Raw genomic sequence first — 14,452 nt, forward strand, 5'->3', positions numbered from 1 at the left:
GTGTCCCCGATGCCCACGCGTACTTCCCGCACCGCCTGGAACGGCGGCCTCCAGGACGGCTCCGGCCAGGTCGAGCTGACCTCGTCCGGCGCCGGCACCTTCGACGTCTCGTTCCCCAAGCGGGCCGCCGACGACGCCGACGGAACCACCAGCCCCGAGGAGCTCATCGCCGCGGCCCACTCGGCCTGCTACGCGATGTCGCTGTCCAACGAGGTCGCCAAGGCCGGCGGCACGCCGCAGGCGCTCGACGTCTCCGCCGACGTCACCCTCGGCCCGGACCCGGCCGGCGGCTTCCGGATCACCGGCATCAAGATCACCGTCCGCGGAGAGGTCGACGGCCTCGACGAGGCCGGCTTCCTCGCCGCCGCCGAGTCCGCCAAGGCCGGCTGCCCGGTGAGCAAGGCCCTCACCGGCACCGAGATCACGCTCGACGCGGCTCTGGAGAGCTGAGCTCGACCGGGTCCCCCACCCGGATCGTCCCGCCCTCCAGGACCCGGAACACGGTCCCTGCCCGGCGCCGGAGCGCTTCCTGCGCTCTGGCGCCGATCGTGTCGTCCAGCAGCTTGCACGGCGCCGCCACCCGCACCACCTCGAGCAGCACCTCCCCCACCCGGATCCGCTGCCCCGGCTCGCGCGGCACCACCCCGGCGCTGATCGTCAGGTTGCGCCGGGTCAGGTGGCTCGGCACCTCGCGCCCGAAGACCCGCGCCGCCTCGTCCAGCGTCTCCCGGCTCTGCACCGTCACGTGCCGGTGCCGGGTGCCGTGGTAGCGGTCGCCGACGATGCCGCGGCCGGCCTCGACCTCGACCTGGTCCTTGGCCTGCATGGGCAGACGGGACGCCTTGGCGAGGTGGATCGCCTGGACGACGGGGGTGGTGGGCTCGGGCACCCTGCCGAGGGTAGCCACGCGCCCGGCGTCCGCCCGCGTAGCCCGACCAAGGCGGCCGCGCTGGACCTCACGCCACCGGCGGCGATGTTCGCCACGGTGCTGGCCGGACGTGCCGTTCGGCCGCCCGCCTGGATCCGCCTAGGCGCCGGCCGCGTCGGAGGCCGCGGCCGCCGCCTTGTCCCGCAGCGCGGCGACCATCGCGTCCGGGTCCGCGGCGGAGTAGACCGCCGAGCCGGCGACGAACACGTCCGCACCCGCCTCGGCGCACCGCTCGATCGTCTCGAGCGAGACGCCGCCGTCGACCTGGAGCCAGGTCTCGATGCCGTGCTTGTCCATCATCGCGCGCGCCCGCCGGATCTTGGGCAGGCACAGGTCGAGGAACTTCTGGCCGCCGAAGCCGGGCTCGACGGTCATGATGAGCAGCATGTCGAGCTCGGGCAGCAGGTCCTCGTAGGGCTCGATCGGCGTCGCGGGCTTGAGCGCCATCGACGCCCGGGCGCCGGCCGCCCGGATCTCGCGCGCGAGCCGGACGGGCGCCTTGGCCGCCTCGACGTGGAAGGTCACCGACCCGCACCCCGCCTCGACGTACGCCGGGGCGTTGCGGTCGGCGTCCTCGATCATGAGGTGGGCGTCGAGCGGGACCGGGCTGACCCGGGCGAGCGCCTCGACCATGGTCGGGCCGAACGTCAGGTTCGGCACGAAGTGGTTGTCCATGACGTCGACGTGGATCCAGTCGGCGCCCGGGATCCGGGCGACCTCCTCACCGAGCCTGGCGAAGTCGGAGTTGAGGATCGACGGCGTGATCTGGATGTGGCCCACGGACCGTCAGTCTACGGTCGGGCATGATCGGACGCGTGCCCGAGGTCCCCGCGCCCGATCCCACCTCCGACCGCGCCGCCGACCGCGCCGCTGTCGAGGCGGTCGTCGCCCGCTTCTTCGCCGCCTTCGTCAGCGGCCCGGACGCGGCCGAGCACGCCGCGGACCTGCGTGCGGTGCTGCTCCCCCAGGCCCTCGTCGTCCGGACCGACCCGACCGATCCGACCAACCCCACGACGTACGACGTCGAGGGGTTCATCGCCCCGCGGGTCGCGCTCCTGGCCGCGGGCACGATGACCGGCTTCCGCGAGTGGGTCGTCACCGGCCGTACCGACCTGGCCGGCGACATCGCGCAGCACTGGTGCACCTATGCCAAGGCGTGGCGCCAGGACGGCACCGAGCACACCGGCTCCGGCACCAAGTCGATCCAGCTCGTCCGCACCGGCGCCGGCTGGCGGATCAGCGCCGTCGCGTGGACCGACGATCCCGCCTGAGATCGGCGATTCTCCTCCGAATCGGCATACGGCGGCCGATCATGGGAGGACGAGTCACCGTCGACTCTCGTGGGGAGGCAAACTGCCATGCCGATGATGAACAGCGAGGCCCGCAAGCGGGCCGCCGACGCCGCCGATCGCGCCGCCGGCCAGGCCGAGGTGCACCGGCTCGCCGATGCGTGGGACCGCGAGGCCGCCCTGGAGGAGGCCTCGGGCAACGGGTTCGCCGCGGTGATCCTGCATGCGCACGCGCGCGAGCTGCGCGCGGTGCTGGAGCGTCCGCTCAGCGCCTGAGCCGAGCCGGCCGGAGCCACCTCGGGGCACGAGGCAACCTTCTGGGGTGCTGGTGCGTCCTCGGGGCGTGGAGCCTGTGCTGATGGACCCCTTACCGGGCGATCGCGACGATGCGGCGTTCGACGCCTTCGTCGCGGCCCGGCTGCCGCACCTGCTCAAGCTCGGCCGCGCCCTGAGCGGCGACGAGCAGCGCGGCGCCGACCTCGTCCAGGACGCGCTGGAGCGGGCCCTGCCCCGCTGGCGCAAGCTCGACGACCCCGAGGGCTTCGTCCGCCGGGCGATGGTCAACCGCAGCATCTCGGTGTGGCGCAAGGTCCGCCGCGAACGGCCCCTGCCCGAGACCGGCGACTCCCCCACAGGTGCGTCCCACCGCGACCGGCCGCACGACCACGAGCTGTTCGCCGCCGTACGACGGCTCCCCCCGCGCCAGCGCGCCGTGATCGCGCTGCGCTACTACGAGGACCTCACCGAGGCCCAGACCGCCGACGTGCTCGGTTGCTCGGTCGGCACCGTGAAGAGCCAGGCCCACCGGGCACTGGCGGTCCTGCGTGACCAGCTGCCGACCTTCGCCGACCTGGAGGAGACGTCATGACCCGCCTCGAGGACGCCCTGCGCGCGACGTTGGCCGCCGACTCCGACCCGGACGGCGACCCCGCCCCCGACCTCGAGCGCTGGTTGCCCGGCATCCGCCAGGGCGCCCGGCGCCGGCGTACCGCGCGGCAGGTGGTCGCTGCGGGAGTCGCGGCGACCGTGGTGCTCGGCGCGATGGTCGGCTACGCCCTGACCCGGAGCGACGACGCTCCCCCCGCGCCCACCGAGCGCCACCTGGGCACACCGTCGCCGCCGCCGTGGTCTCCCCGCAGCTTGGACGTGGTCGGTGACGCACTCTTCGTGCTCGACACCGACGTCAGATGTCAGTGCACCCGCATCCTGCGCACCACGGGCACGCAGTGGACCGTCGTCGGCGAGATCCCGGTCTGGGGCCTCTTGAGCCTCGACTTCACCTCCGACGGCAGCACCGGTTGGGTCGCTGACGGCGATCAGGTCTGGGTCAGCCATGACGAAGGACGGAGCTGGTCAGCCGTCCCGCTCTCCGGCCAGTCGCACGGCTCGGAAGGTGGTCTTGCCACCGAGGTCAGCGTGCTCGCGGACGACGTGTGGACGACCGACCAGGACGGTGGCGTGTGGCGGCTTCCGGCCGCCACCGATCGCCCCGAGCGGGTCGACATCGACGGCATCACGGTCGCCACGTCGGTCAAGGCCGTCGGTGGCAGCCTGTTCGTCACGGGCTCCTCCGAGGCGACCAGGACCGACCTGGCCTCGTCTGACGTCCTGCGGGTCAGTGACGACGGAGGCACCGGGTGGACCCCGTTGGCAGCGCCGTGCACCTCGGCCCAGGTCACCGCGGCCGCCGGTGCCGTGTTCGCCGTGTGCCACGACGCCGCCGGGGACCGAGCCACGGTCCACCGCTGGACGCCCGGCCAGGACCGTTTCGAGGAGTACGCCGCCACCGTCCTCAGCGAGGGAGGGATCCTGCTCGCCCTGGACGACGAGCGTCTGGCGATCACCGACGACGCGGACGAGCGCATCCTCACCGCCACCACGGACATCCCCACCGATTTCGCCCAGAGTGACGACACGCCGCTCATCGACTCTGCCGTGCTCGGCGAGCGGCTCTACGTGGTCAGCCTGGCCGGGATGAGCATGTCCGAGGACGTCGGCCGCACCTGGAGCCAGATCAGCCAGTGAGGCGCCACCGCACCTCAGCGGGTGCCGTCGTCGAGCGCCGTCCGGATCGCGGCCACCCCGGCCTCGACCTCGGCGAACGACGTCGACAGCGGCGACAACCCGAGCCGCAGCCCGTCGGGCATCCGGAAGTCCGGGATCACGTCCCGCTCCCACAGCACCGCCGTCACCTCCCGCATCCGCGGGTGGGCCAGCGTGACGTGCCCGCCACGGACAGCGGGGTCGCGCGGCGAGGCCAGGCGTACGTCAGGCAGGTCGCGGTCGACCAGCGCGACGGCGTACTCGGTGAGGGCGATGGACTTGGCGCGGACGGCCTCGATGCCGGCCTCGGCGACCAGCTCGACCATGTCGGCCAGCCCGAGCATGCCGACGATCGGCGGGGTGCCGCTCAGCAGGCGGCGGATCCCCGTCGCCGGCGCGTACGACGGCCCCATGGTGAACGAGTCCGCGGCCCCCATCCAGCCCTGCACCGGCTGGGCGAAGGAGCCGTCGGCGAGGTGGCGCGCGGCGACGTACCCGAACGCCGGGGCGCCGGGTCCGCCGTTGAGGTACTTGTAGGTGCAGCCGACCGCGAGGTCGATCTCCCACGCGTCGAGGGCGAGGGGCACCGAGCCGACCGAGTGGCACAGGTCGACGAGGACCCAGGCGCCCGCGTCGTGGGCGAGGCGGGTGAGGGCGGCGACGTCGGCGAGGTAGCCGGACTTGTAGGCGACGTGGGTGACCACGACCAGCGCGGTGTCGGGGCCCACGACGGGCGCCAGGTCGTCGACGGTGAGGCCGCCGTCGGGGTCGGCCTCGACCCAGCGGACGGTGAGGCCGCACTCCTGGGCGACGCCCTCGACGACGTACCGGTCGGTGGGGAAGTTGTCGCGGTCGATGACGATCTCGCGCCGGCCCGGCCGCGCGGCGACCGCGGCGCGCACCATCTTGTAGAGCAGCACCGTCGTCGAGTCCCCGATCGCGGTCTGCCCCGGCGCGGCGCCGAGCGCGACCTCCGCGAGCCGGTCCCCCAGCGTCAGCGGCTGGTCGAACCAGCGCTCGTCCCACCCGCGGATCAGGCGGCCGCCCCACTCCTCCTCGACGAACGCGGCCATCCGCGCGGCGGTCGCCCGCAGCGGCCGGCCGAGCGAGTTTCCGTCGAGGTAGACCACAGGTCCGGCCGCACCGACGAAGAGGTCGCGGTGGGCGGCGAGCGGGTCGGCGGCGTCGAGCGCCGCTGCATCGAGCGAGGTCAGCGTCACCTTCCGCAACCTACTCCTCGCCGTCGTCCTCGTCGGGCAGGTCGTCGCGGTCCGCCCACGCCACCAGCGGCGCGATGTCGAAGACGTGGTCGTCGATGTCGTGGTGCAGGTCCCCGAGCTCGGCGAACCGCGCCGGCACCGTGCGGATCGTGAAGTCCCGCGGATCCGCGTCGTCGATCTCGTCCCACCGGACCGGCGTCGAGACCCGGGCGTCCGGCAGCCCCCGCACCGAGTACGCCGCCGCGATCGTGTGGTCGCGGGCGTTCTGGTTGTAGTCGACGAAGACCGCCGCAGGGTCGCGGTCCTTCTTCCACCAGGTGGTGGTGACCAGCCCGGACGCCCGGCGCTCGACCTCGCGGGCGAAGGCGAGCGCGGCCCGTCGTACGCCCTTGTGGTCGAGCTCGGGCTTGATCCGCACGTAGATGTGGAGGCCCTTGCTCCCGCTGGTCTTGGGGTACCCGACCGCGCCGAGCTCGTCCAGCACCTCGTGGGCCACGTGCGCCACGCGCCGGATGTCGTCGTACGTCGACTCGGGGCCGGGATCGAGGTCGATGCGCCACTCGTCGGGCTGCTCGGTCGCCCCACGCCGGCTGTTCCACGGGTGGAACTCCACCGTCGACATCTGCACCGCCCAGATCACCGACGCCAGCTCGGTCACGCAGAGCTCGTCGGCCGTCCGCTTCCACCGCGGGAAGAACAGCTGCACCGTCTCCACCCAGTCGGGCGCGCCCGCGGGGAGCCGCTTCTGGTGCACCTTGTCGCCGTCGAGCCCCTTGGGGAAGCGGTGCAGCATGCACGGGCGCTCCCACAGCGCGTTGACGATCCCGTCGCCGACCGCGAGGTAGTACTCGACGAGGTCGAGCTTGGTCGCACCGATCTCCGGGAAGTAGATCCGGTCGGGGTTGCTCACCCGCACGACACGGCTCTCGACCTCGATCTCGACCGCCGGGGACGCCATGGCGCGACAGTACCGAAAGGGTCAGACCAGACGGCCCGACGCCACGAGCGCGAGGAGGATCGCGGCGAGGCTGGAGGCGTCCGCGATCTCGCCGCGGCCGATCCGCGCGATCACGTCGGCCACGGGCACCCGGTGGACGCCGACGATGCCGTCCGCCGCGTGCTCCTCACCGCCGGCGTACGTCAGGTCGCGCGCGAGGTAGACCGTCTCCGGCGCGTCGGCGACGCCGATGAGCGCGCCCATCCGCCCGATCTCCTGCCAGTACGCCGCGACGAGGCCGGTCTCCTCGCGGAGCTCGCGCTGCGCGGCGACGAGCGGGTCCTCGCCGTCGGTGCTGCCCGCCGGGATCTCCAGCGACGACGGCTCGCCGGTCGTGTAGCGGTCGACCTCGACGAGCACGAGCTCATCGCCCTCGGTGAGCGCGACGACGAAGACAGCCGGGTTGCGGACCTCGACGACGCCGTAGATGCCGGGCTCGCCGTCCGGCCGCTGCACCTCGTCCTCCCGGATCCGGATCCAGGGGTTCTCGTACACGACCCGGCTCGACGTCCGGCCCCAGGCGCTCGCTCCCATCGCGCCAACCTACGTCGGACCCCACGGCTACCGTGACCGCGTGGACTTCGACCAACCGCCCGTCGTGCGCGTCGACGCCGAGCAGCGCCTCGACCCCGACGCGTGGCCGATGACCGTCCCGGCGGTGGCCCAGGTGGTGCGCGAGGGTCTGGTGCTGCCCAAGGGGGTCACCTTCCTGGTCGGCGAGAACGGCTCGGGCAAGTCGACGCTCGTCGAGGCGATCGCGGTGGCGTTCGGACTGTCTCCCGAGGGCGGTACGGCGCAGGGGCGGCACAGCACGCGCGAGACGGAGTCGCCGCTGCACACGGCGCTGCGGCTCCAGCGCGGGATCGGGGCGCCAAGGTGGGGGTTCTTCCTGCGGGCCGAGACGATGCACGGCTGGTACAGCTTCCTCGAGAACAACCCGAGCCGCGGCAGCGAGCCGGTCTTCCACGAGATGAGCCACGGCGAGTCGTTCCTCGAGGTGCTGCGGACCCGGTTCGACTCCCCCGGCTTCTACTGCCTCGACGAGCCCGAGGCGGCGCTGTCGTTCTCCTCGACGCTCGGGTTGATCTCCGTGCTCGATCGGGTGGTGAGTGAGGGCGGCCAGGTGCTGTGCGCGACCCACTCGCCGGTGCTGGCGGCGATGCCGGGGGCGACGATCCTCGAGGTCAGCGACGCCGGCCTGCACCGTACGACGTGGGGCGAGCTCGAGCTGGTCCAGCACTGGCGGCGCTACCTCGACGACCCCCAGCGCTACCTGCGCCACGTCCTCGACTGAGACCGGCGGACAACGTCCATGAGATCGCCTGTCACGCAACGACCCGGTCGGGGCGTCAGATGGGTGTGAAGGCAGACCGGCAGGCCGAGGAGTTCACCGCGTTCGTGCGCTCCAGCGGCACCCAGCTCCACCAGGCGGCGATGCTGCTCACCGGCGACCACCACCTCGCCGAGGACCTGACCCAGGCGACCTACGCCAAGGTGTTCGTGCACTGGCGGCGGGTGCAGACCGCGGACAGCCCGCTGGCCTATGCCCGGACGACGCTGCTCAACACGTTCCTGTCCCACCGGCGGCTGCGGCGCAACAGCGAGCGGCCCAGCGACCTCACCGACGCCGATCTCAGCCCACCTCCGGGCGCCGACCCGGGGACGCGCGTCGACCTGCTCGCCGCGCTCGCCGGACTGCCTCCGCTCGACCGCGCCGTGGTGGTCCTCCGCTACTGGGAGGACCGCAGCGTCGCCGACACCGCGACCGATCTCGGGATCAGCGAGTCCGCCGTGCGGACCCGCGCGCGCCGCGCCCTGCTGCGGCTGCGCCCCCTGATCGACCCCGTCTCCGAGAGGACCCACCCGTGAACGACCTCGACCCGAACCTCACCACCGCCCTGCGCGAGCGGCTCCGCGACGAGCGCCCCGACCTCGAGCACCTCGCCCAGGCCTCGCTCCGCGCGGGCGTCCGGATCCGCCGCCGGCGCCGGATCGGTGCCGCTGCCGGAGGCGTCCTCGCGGTGACGGCCATCGCGCTGAGCGCGTCCGCCCTCGCCGGAGGCAGTACGACGGCCCGCGACGCCGCCGTCGCGACCACGCCGACCCCCACGGCCGCCGCGACCGTCACCGCCCCGCCGGGCGAGCAGGACGGCCTCGAGCCCGGTGCACTGGGCGAGCCGGTGCTGCCCTTCACGCTCGACCTGCCCGACTGGACCTGCGAGTACTTCCCCGTCGACGACAAGGCCTGGTGCACCACCCCGGGCCAGAACGGCGTCACCGTGGTCGCCCGCCCGGCCGCCGAGCACGCCGACTGGGCCGGCCAGCCCGACAAGGGCGCCGACGCGTCGACCCTGTGGACCAGCCCGGTGCACGGCAACTACTTCGTGACGGTCCAGGGCAGCCGTGCGGACCTCGGCGCGACCCCGGTCGCGACCTTCATCGACGGGCTGCGGCTCGCGCCGCGCTGGGACCGCCCCTGAGCGTCACCGCCGCCAGTCCGGCCGCCGCCACCGCGACCAGGACCGCGGCGGGGAGCCCGAGCCCGGCGATGCCGTACCGGGCGACGATGCCGGAGGCGAGGGCCGCACCGACCGCGATGCCGCCGTTGAACAGCACCGGGATCAGCGCTCCGGCCAGCCCGCGGTGCGCCGGTCCGGCCAGCCGCAGCACCAGCGTCTGGGCCAGCGGCGGAAGGGCTCCGGAGGCCACGCCCCACAGCACCACGAGGGCGAGGCTGCCGGTCCCGGCGACGGCGACGATGGCCGCGGCGGTGACCGCGGTCGCGACGACGAGCGCGGGTCCGGTCCGCTCCGCGCGGCCGGCGACCACCACGCCGACGGCGGAGGCCAGGCCGAAGACCAGCAGCACCAGCGCGGGCGGTCCGGCCAGGCGCGTGATGAACGTGTAGGCGCCGTAGTGCCCGACCAGCACCAGCGCGACCAGCAGCGTGATCACGACCATCGGGCGCAGCGACGAGCCGCCCGCGCCGGCCGCCGCGCTCGTGGGGCCGGCGGGCGGCGCGCCGGGCACCACCCGCAGCACCAGGAGCGCCATCACCAGGCTCGCCACGGCGAGCACGGCGAAGGACGCGCGCCAGCCGGCGAGGTCCGCGACGAGCCGGCCGGCCGGCGTACCGAGCACGAGGCCGAGCGTCGCTCCCCCGAGCACGACCGACGTGGCCCGCCCGAGCAGCCGGTCCGAGACCAGGTCCGCGACGTGCGCGTTGACCGTCGACCAGAGCAGGCCCACCGACGCGGCACCCAGGGTCCGCGCCCCCAGCACCACCCCGTACGACGGCGCGAGGGCGGTCAGCCCGGCCGCCAGCGCGAACGCCACCAGGCTGCCCGCGACGACCAGCGCCCGCGGGTACCGCCGGGTCAGCCGGACCAGCGGGAAGCTCGCCACGACCACGACGGCCGCCCACAGGCTGACCAGGAGCCCGGTGGCGGACTCGGCGACGCCGAGCCCCCGGCTCATCGGGCCGAGGACCGCGGTCGGCAGCATCTCGCCGGTGACCATCACCAGCGTGGCGCCGCCGAGGACGAGCAGGGCCGGCCACGGCAGCCCCGCGGCAGGAGGAGCGGCAGGGGCGGGTGGCGGGGTGCTGGTGAGCGTCATGCTTCGACGCTAGAGTTTGACACTGATGTCAATGTCAAGGTCTCTTCACGCGAAGGTGAGGCAGCAGACATGAAGATCGGCGAGCTGGCCGCGCGGACCGGGGTCGCGCCGCGCCTGATCCGGTACTACGAGCAGCAGGAGCTGCTCAGTGCCGACCGGCAGCCCAACGGCTACCGGGACTACGACGAGGCCCACGTCGAGCGGGTCGAGCGCGTGGCCGGCCTGGTCCAGGCCGGCATCCCGACGCGCCTGGTCAAGGTGCTCCTGGACGCCGAGGACGCCTGTGCCCGCGAGGAGCCGACCTGTCCGGCCGAGGTGGCCGCGCTGCTGGCGGCCGAGCTCGACGGGCTGGAGAAGCGGATCGCGTGCCTGAGCCGCAGCCGGGACACGATCCACCGCTTCCTCGACCAGACCCGGGCCCAGGTCGCGCCGGCCTGACCGGCCTGGCGCGACCACCCTGGCGCGACCACCCTGGCCAGCGCGCGGCCGGGCGCCCCTCAGCGCCAGCCGAGCGCGGGCGCCACGTGGGTGAGCACCGACTCCAGCACGTGGGCGTTGTAGTCGACGCCCAGCTGGTTCGGGACCGTCAGGAGCAGGGTGTCGGCCTCGGCGATCGCCTCGTCCTCGCGCAGCTGCTCGACGAGCTGGTCCGGCTCGGCGGCGTACGTCCGGCCGAAGATCGCGCGCATGTTGTCGATCTGGCCGACCTGGTCGGACTCCTCGCGGCCGGTGCCGAAGTAGGCCCGGTCCTCCTCGGTGACGAGCGGGAAGAGCGAGCGGCTCACCGAGACCCGCGGCGTGCGGTCGTGGCCCGCCTCGGCCCAGGCAGCCCGGAACTCCCGGATCTGGTCGGCCTGCTGGACGTGGAACGGCTGGCCGCTCTCGTCCTCCTTGAGCGTCGAGCTCATCAGGTTCATGCCGAGACCGGCGGCCCAGCGGGCGGTGCCGTTGGACGCCGCTCCCCACCAGAGCCGGTCGCGCAGGCCCTCGGAGTGGGGCTCGAGACGCAGCAGGCCGGGCGGGTTGGCGAACATCGGGCGCGGGCTCGGCTGGGCGAAGCCCTCACCCTGGAGGACGCCGAGCAGCACCTCGGTGTGCTTGCGGGCCATGTCCGCCTCGGTCTCGCCCTCCGCGGGCGCGTAGCCGAAGTAGCGCCAGCCGTCGACGACCTGCTCCGGTGACCCGCGCGAGATGCCGAGCTGGAGCCTGCCCTCGGAGATGAGGTCGGCCGCGCCGGCGTCCTCGGCAAAGTACAGCGGGTTCTCGTAGCGCATGTCGATGACGCCGGTGCCGATCTCGATCCGGCTGGTCTTGGCGCCGATCGCGGCGAGCAGCGGGAACGGGCTGGCGAGCTGGCGGGCGAAGTGGTGCACCCGGAAGTACGCGCCGTCGGCGCCGAGCTCCTCCGCCGCGACGGCGAGGTCGATCGACTGCAGCAGCGCGTCGGAGGCCGTCTGCACCTGGGAGTGCGGGCTGGGCGTCCAGTGGCCGAAGGACAGGAATCCGATCTTCTTCACGCTGGTTGAACCGTCAACTATCTCTCGTCATTCCCGGCGGAGCAGGGCGAGGAACATCGCGTCGGTGCCGTGCCGGTGCGGCCAGAGCTGGACGGTACCGGGCAGCGGCCCCGCCGCGTCCGGTACGGCGGGCAGGTGCGCCGCCACGTCGTCGAGGCGCAGCCCCGGGGTGCCGGCGAGCGCGGCGGAGACGACCTCGGCGGTCTCGGCCAGCACCGGCGAGCAGGTCGCGTAGAGCAGCGCTCCCCCGGGCCGCAGCACCCGCACGGCCTCGGCGAGCAGGGCGCGCTGGAGGGCGACGAGCGCGACCAGGTCGTCCGGCGTACGCCGCCAGCGGGCCTCGGGCCGCCGGCGCAGCGCGCCGAGGCCGGTGCAGGGCGCGTCGAGGAGGATCCGGTCGGCGCTCGCGTCGGCGAACGGCGCCCGGGTCGCGTCGGCCTGGACGACACCGGCCAGACCGGGTCCCGCGGCAGCCGCGCGGGCGACCAGGCGGGCCCGGTGGTGGTGCAGCTCGACCCCGGTCAGGGCGGCGCCGCGCTCGGCGGCGAGCGCGGCGAGCAGGGCCCCCCCCCCCCCCCCCCTTTTCAACGGCCGCGGCCCGCGCCCGGGGCGGCGGCGAGCGCGAGGGCGACGAGCTGGGAGCCCTCGTCCTGGACGCCGGCCCGGCCCTGGGCGACCGCGGGCACGCCGGCCGGGTCGCCGCCGTCGAGGGTGACGCCGAAGGGCGAGTACGGCGTGGGCGCGCCCGGGAGCTCGTCGCGGGTGGCGCGTCCCGGGCGGGCGACCAGGGTCACCCGCGGCGGGACGTTGTCGGCGGCCAGGAGCGCGGCGACCTCGTCCTCGCCGACCGCCTCGGCGAGCGCGTCGACCACCCAGCGGGGGTGGCTCTCGGCGACGGCGAGGTGGCCGTGCGGGTCGCTCGCGGCGTCGGGCGCCACGTCGGCCAGCCAGGCGTCGAGGTCGCGCGCGGAGACCTTGCGCAGCACGGCGTTGGCGAAGCCGCCCGCGCCGTGGCTGACCTGGGCGCGCACCAGGTCGACCGTGGTGCTGATCGCGGCGTGGGCCGGGACCCGCATCGCGAGCAGCTGGTGGGTGCCGAGCCGCAGCGCGTCGAGGACGGCGGACTCGACCTTGCGCAGCGGGCGGTCGATGCAGGCGGTCAGGACGGCGTCGTAGGTCGCCTGGCGGCGTACGGTGCCGGCCGCGAGCTCGGTGACGAAGGCGGCGTCGCGCCCGCTCAGCCCGTGCTGGGCGAGGACGGCGGGCAGCACCAGGTTGGTGTAGCCGGCCTCGACCCGGACCGCGCGAAGGACCTCGAGCGCCGCGACCCGCGCCGGGTCCACCCGCCGCCGGCCGCGGGTGCTCACTCGAAGCTCGCGGTCTCGGGCAGTCGCACCCCGCGCGCCCAGTCGGCGGCGCCCATCTGCTTCTTGCCGAAGGCCTTGACCTCGGTCAGCCGCACCGCACCGGAGGCGGTGCCGACGAGGACCTCGTTCTTGCCGACCTGGATCGCGCCCGGCGCGAGGTCCGGGCCGTCGGCGACGATCTCGACCCGGCCGAGCTTGACCCGCTCGCCGTCGAGCGTCGTCCAGGCGCCGGGACCGGGCGTGCAGGCACGGATCCGGCGGTCGACGCCGACCGCGGGCTCGGACCAGTCGACGCGGGCGTCGTCCACGGTGATCTTGGGGGCCAGGCTGACCCCCTCGGCGGGCTGCTCGCGCGCCTCGAGCGAGCCGTCGGCGATGCCGTCGAGGGTCGCCACGAGCAGGCCGGAGCCGCCCTCGGCGAGCCGGGCGAGCAGGTCGCCGGCGGTGTCGGTAGGCCGGATCCGCTCGGTCATCACGCCGAAGGTCGGACCGGCGTCGAGCGCCTTGACGATCCGGAAGGTGGTGGCGCCGGTGTACTCGTCGCCGCCCCAGATCGAGTGCTGGACCGGGGCCGCGCCGCGCCACGCGGGCAGCACCGAGAAGTGCAGGTTGACCCAGCCGTGCTCGGGGATGTCGAGCGCGCTCTGCGGGATCAGGGCGCCGTAGGCCACGACCGGGCAGCAGTCGGGACGCAGCGCGCGCAGCGCCTCCTGGAACTCGGGGTCGCGCGGGTGGTCCGGCTTGAGCACCGGTACGCCGAGCTCCTCGGCCCGCTGGGCGACCGGGCTCGGGGTGAGCTTGCGGCCGCGGCCGGCGGGCGCGTCGGGACGGGTGACCACGCCGACCAGCTCGTGCGGGGACGCGGCGATCGCGTCGAGTGCGGGGACGGCGACCTCGGGCGTCCCGGCGAAGACGACCCTCATCGGCCGAAGCCTCCCGTCGCGTGGGGCGAGACCCGGATGGTCGGCTTCTCCAGCCCGAACCATTCCGACTGGCGGATCTCGCGCATCGCGGCCTTGCGGCCGGCGTCGTCGAGCCGGTCGATGAACAAGATGCCGTCGAGGTGGTCGGTCTCGTGCTGGATCGCGCGGGCCAGGTAGCCGCTGCCGTCGATGGTGACGGGCTCGCCGTGCATGTCGAAGCCGGTCGCGATCACCGAGAGGGCCCGCAGGCAGTCGTAGGTGAGCTCGGGCAGGGACAGGCAGCCCTCGGGGCCGTCCTGGGTCTCGTCGGACAGGCGCAGCTGGGGGTTGACCAGGTGACCGACCTCGCCCTCGACGTTCCAGGTGAACACGCGCAGGCCGACGCCGATCTGGGGCGCGGCCAGGCCGGCCCCGGGCGCCTCGAGCATCGTGTCGGTCAGGTCGGTGACCAGCTGGCGCAGCTCGGCGTCGAAGTGGACGACCTCGAGCGCCGGCTTGCGCAGGATCGGGTCGCCGAAGAGACGGATGGGTCGGATAGCCACCGGCCAAG

General features: G+C 74.2%; 20 protein-coding genes. 9 read left to right on the forward strand and 11 right to left on the reverse strand.

Annotated features, from left to right (window positions below; translation table 11 throughout):
- Positions 1–9 precede the first annotated feature (9 nt).
- Positions 10–450 (forward strand): OsmC family peroxiredoxin, encoded by a 441-nt coding sequence (locus M0M48_RS09960; RefSeq protein ID WP_257751008.1) that lies wholly within the window; start codon positions 10–12, stop codon positions 448–450.
- Here M0M48_RS09960 and M0M48_RS09965 read toward each other — a convergent pair.
- Positions 422–889, reverse strand: a complete 468-nt coding sequence (locus tag M0M48_RS09965; RefSeq protein WP_257751009.1) for an MOSC domain-containing protein — start codon at positions 887–889, stop codon at positions 422–424. The two genes, M0M48_RS09960 and M0M48_RS09965, sit on opposite strands and share 29 nt — an antisense overlap.
- Positions 890–1,027: 138 nt before the next feature.
- A complete protein-coding gene (gene rpe / locus M0M48_RS09970) occupies positions 1,028–1,708 on the reverse strand; it encodes a ribulose-phosphate 3-epimerase (protein WP_257751010.1) in 681 nt (226 codons plus the stop codon).
- A 35-nt stretch (positions 1,709–1,743) separates the two neighbouring features.
- Between rpe and M0M48_RS09975 the strand changes: the two genes are divergently transcribed.
- The 4 genes from M0M48_RS09975 to M0M48_RS09990 all read left to right on the forward strand — a co-directional run bounded on the left by M0M48_RS09975 (position 1,744) and on the right by M0M48_RS09990 (position 4,242).
- Positions 1,744–2,199, forward strand: a complete 456-nt coding sequence (locus M0M48_RS09975; RefSeq protein ID WP_257751011.1) for a DUF4440 domain-containing protein — start codon at positions 1,744–1,746, stop codon at positions 2,197–2,199.
- 87 nt (positions 2,200–2,286) lie between these two features.
- A complete protein-coding gene (locus M0M48_RS09980; RefSeq protein ID WP_215815742.1) occupies positions 2,287–2,493 on the forward strand; it encodes a hypothetical protein in 207 nt (68 codons plus the stop codon).
- Between the two features lie 82 nt (positions 2,494–2,575).
- A complete protein-coding gene (locus M0M48_RS09985) occupies positions 2,576–3,085 on the forward strand; it encodes a SigE family RNA polymerase sigma factor (RefSeq protein ID WP_257751012.1) in 510 nt (169 codons plus the stop codon).
- Entirely contained in the window at positions 3,082–4,242 is a 1,161-nt protein-coding gene (locus M0M48_RS09990; protein WP_257751013.1) for a hypothetical protein, read from the forward strand. Before M0M48_RS09985 ends, M0M48_RS09990 begins: the two co-directional genes overlap by 4 nt.
- A 14-nt stretch (positions 4,243–4,256) precedes the next feature.
- Here M0M48_RS09990 and M0M48_RS09995 read toward each other — a convergent pair whose 3' ends face one another.
- From M0M48_RS09995 to M0M48_RS10005, 3 genes are read right to left on the reverse strand one after another with little or no spacing between them, the layout of a single operon-like run.
- Complete coding sequence (locus tag M0M48_RS09995) at positions 4,257–5,480, reverse strand: kynureninase (RefSeq protein ID WP_257751014.1); 1,224 nt, start codon at positions 5,478–5,480, stop codon at positions 4,257–4,259.
- A 10-nt stretch (positions 5,481–5,490) separates the two neighbouring features.
- Positions 5,491–6,438 carry a non-homologous end-joining DNA ligase gene (gene ligD, locus M0M48_RS10000; RefSeq protein ID WP_257751015.1) on the reverse strand — a complete coding sequence of 316 codons (948 nt, stop codon included), beginning with the start codon at positions 6,436–6,438 and terminating at the stop codon, positions 5,491–5,493.
- A 21-nt stretch (positions 6,439–6,459) separates the two neighbouring features.
- Complete coding sequence (locus tag M0M48_RS10005; protein ID WP_257751016.1) at positions 6,460–7,011, reverse strand: NUDIX domain-containing protein; 552 nt, start codon at positions 7,009–7,011, stop codon at positions 6,460–6,462.
- 40 nt (positions 7,012–7,051) lie between these two features.
- On the opposite strand from M0M48_RS10005, the gene M0M48_RS10010 reads away from it, so the two are divergent.
- Genes M0M48_RS10010 through M0M48_RS10020 form a run of 3 tightly spaced genes read left to right on the forward strand, consistent with a single transcriptional unit; the run spans position 7,052 to position 8,957 of the window.
- Positions 7,052–7,771: an AAA family ATPase gene (locus tag M0M48_RS10010; RefSeq protein WP_257751017.1), complete on the forward strand. Its 720-nt coding sequence runs from the start codon at positions 7,052–7,054 to the stop codon at positions 7,769–7,771.
- A gap of 59 nt (positions 7,772–7,830) precedes the next feature.
- Positions 7,831–8,346 (forward strand): SigE family RNA polymerase sigma factor, encoded by a 516-nt coding sequence (locus M0M48_RS10015; protein WP_257751018.1) that lies wholly within the window; start codon positions 7,831–7,833, stop codon positions 8,344–8,346.
- The gene (locus M0M48_RS10020) at positions 8,343–8,957 is read left to right on the forward strand and encodes a hypothetical protein (RefSeq protein ID WP_257751019.1); all 615 of its coding nucleotides are present in this window, start codon (positions 8,343–8,345) and stop codon (positions 8,955–8,957) included. Before M0M48_RS10015 ends, M0M48_RS10020 begins: the two co-directional genes overlap by 4 nt.
- On the opposite strand, the gene M0M48_RS10025 is transcribed toward M0M48_RS10020, so the two are convergent.
- Entirely contained in the window at positions 8,914–10,095 is a 1,182-nt protein-coding gene (locus tag M0M48_RS10025; protein ID WP_257751020.1) for an MFS transporter, read from the reverse strand. The genes M0M48_RS10020 and M0M48_RS10025 overlap by 44 nt on opposite strands.
- A gap of 69 nt (positions 10,096–10,164) precedes the next feature.
- On the opposite strand from M0M48_RS10025, the gene M0M48_RS10030 reads away from it, so the two are divergent.
- Positions 10,165–10,533: a MerR family transcriptional regulator gene (locus tag M0M48_RS10030; protein WP_257751021.1), complete on the forward strand. Its 369-nt coding sequence runs from the start codon at positions 10,165–10,167 to the stop codon at positions 10,531–10,533.
- A gap of 59 nt (positions 10,534–10,592) precedes the next feature.
- Here the strand turns inward: M0M48_RS10030 and M0M48_RS10035 are convergent, their stop codons facing one another.
- The 5 genes from M0M48_RS10035 to def are packed head-to-tail and all read right to left on the reverse strand — an operon-like array spanning position 10,593 to position 14,444.
- Positions 10,593–11,612 (reverse strand): LLM class flavin-dependent oxidoreductase, encoded by a 1,020-nt coding sequence (locus M0M48_RS10035; RefSeq protein ID WP_257751022.1) that lies wholly within the window; start codon positions 11,610–11,612, stop codon positions 10,593–10,595.
- 27 nt (positions 11,613–11,639) lie between these two features.
- Positions 11,640–12,200, reverse strand: coding sequence for a methyltransferase domain-containing protein (locus M0M48_RS30855; protein ID WP_308220377.1), 561 nt, complete (start codon positions 12,198–12,200; stop codon positions 11,640–11,642).
- On the reverse strand, positions 12,197–12,979 hold the full coding sequence (locus tag M0M48_RS30860) for a transcription antitermination factor NusB (protein ID WP_308220378.1): 783 nt from the start codon (positions 12,977–12,979) through the stop codon (positions 12,197–12,199). Before M0M48_RS30860 ends, M0M48_RS30855 begins: the two co-directional genes overlap by 4 nt.
- Positions 12,976–13,902 (reverse strand): methionyl-tRNA formyltransferase, encoded by a 927-nt coding sequence (gene fmt, locus M0M48_RS10045; RefSeq protein WP_257751024.1) that lies wholly within the window; start codon positions 13,900–13,902, stop codon positions 12,976–12,978. The genes M0M48_RS30860 and fmt overlap by 4 nt, the downstream gene beginning before the upstream one ends.
- On the reverse strand, positions 13,899–14,444 hold the full coding sequence (gene def, locus M0M48_RS10050; RefSeq protein ID WP_257751025.1) for a peptide deformylase: 546 nt from the start codon (positions 14,442–14,444) through the stop codon (positions 13,899–13,901). The genes fmt and def overlap by 4 nt, the downstream gene beginning before the upstream one ends.
- Between the last annotated feature and the right edge of the window lie 8 nt (positions 14,445–14,452).

It is taken from the genome of Pimelobacter simplex (assembly GCF_024662235.1).
Taxonomy (GTDB): Bacteria; Actinomycetota; Actinomycetes; order Propionibacteriales; family Nocardioidaceae; genus Nocardioides.

Excerpts from the sequence above, each read along its gene's own strand:
- M0M48_RS09960 (WP_257751008.1), top strand. The coding sequence starts at position 10 with ATGCCCACGCGTACTTCCCGCACCGCCTGGAACGGCGGCCTCCAGGAC.
- M0M48_RS09980 (WP_215815742.1), top strand. The coding sequence starts at position 2,287 with ATGCCGATGATGAACAGCGAGGCCCGCAAGCGGGCCGCCGACGCCGCC.
- M0M48_RS09985 (WP_257751012.1), top strand. The coding sequence starts at position 2,576 with ATGGACCCCTTACCGGGCGATCGCGACGATGCGGCGTTCGACGCCTTC.
- M0M48_RS09990 (WP_257751013.1), top strand. The coding sequence starts at position 3,082 with ATGACCCGCCTCGAGGACGCCCTGCGCGCGACGTTGGCCGCCGACTCC.
- ligD (WP_257751015.1), bottom strand. The coding sequence starts at position 6,438 with ATGGCGTCCCCGGCGGTCGAGATCGAGGTCGAGAGCCGTGTCGTGCGG.
- M0M48_RS10005 (WP_257751016.1), bottom strand. The coding sequence starts at position 7,011 with ATGGGAGCGAGCGCCTGGGGCCGGACGTCGAGCCGGGTCGTGTACGAG.
- M0M48_RS10015 (WP_257751018.1), top strand. The coding sequence starts at position 7,831 with ATGGGTGTGAAGGCAGACCGGCAGGCCGAGGAGTTCACCGCGTTCGTG.
- M0M48_RS10025 (WP_257751020.1), bottom strand. The coding sequence starts at position 10,095 with ATGACGCTCACCAGCACCCCGCCACCCGCCCCTGCCGCTCCTCCTGCC.
- M0M48_RS10030 (WP_257751021.1), top strand. The coding sequence starts at position 10,165 with ATGAAGATCGGCGAGCTGGCCGCGCGGACCGGGGTCGCGCCGCGCCTG.
- fmt (WP_257751024.1), bottom strand. The coding sequence starts at position 13,902 with ATGAGGGTCGTCTTCGCCGGGACGCCCGAGGTCGCCGTCCCCGCACTC.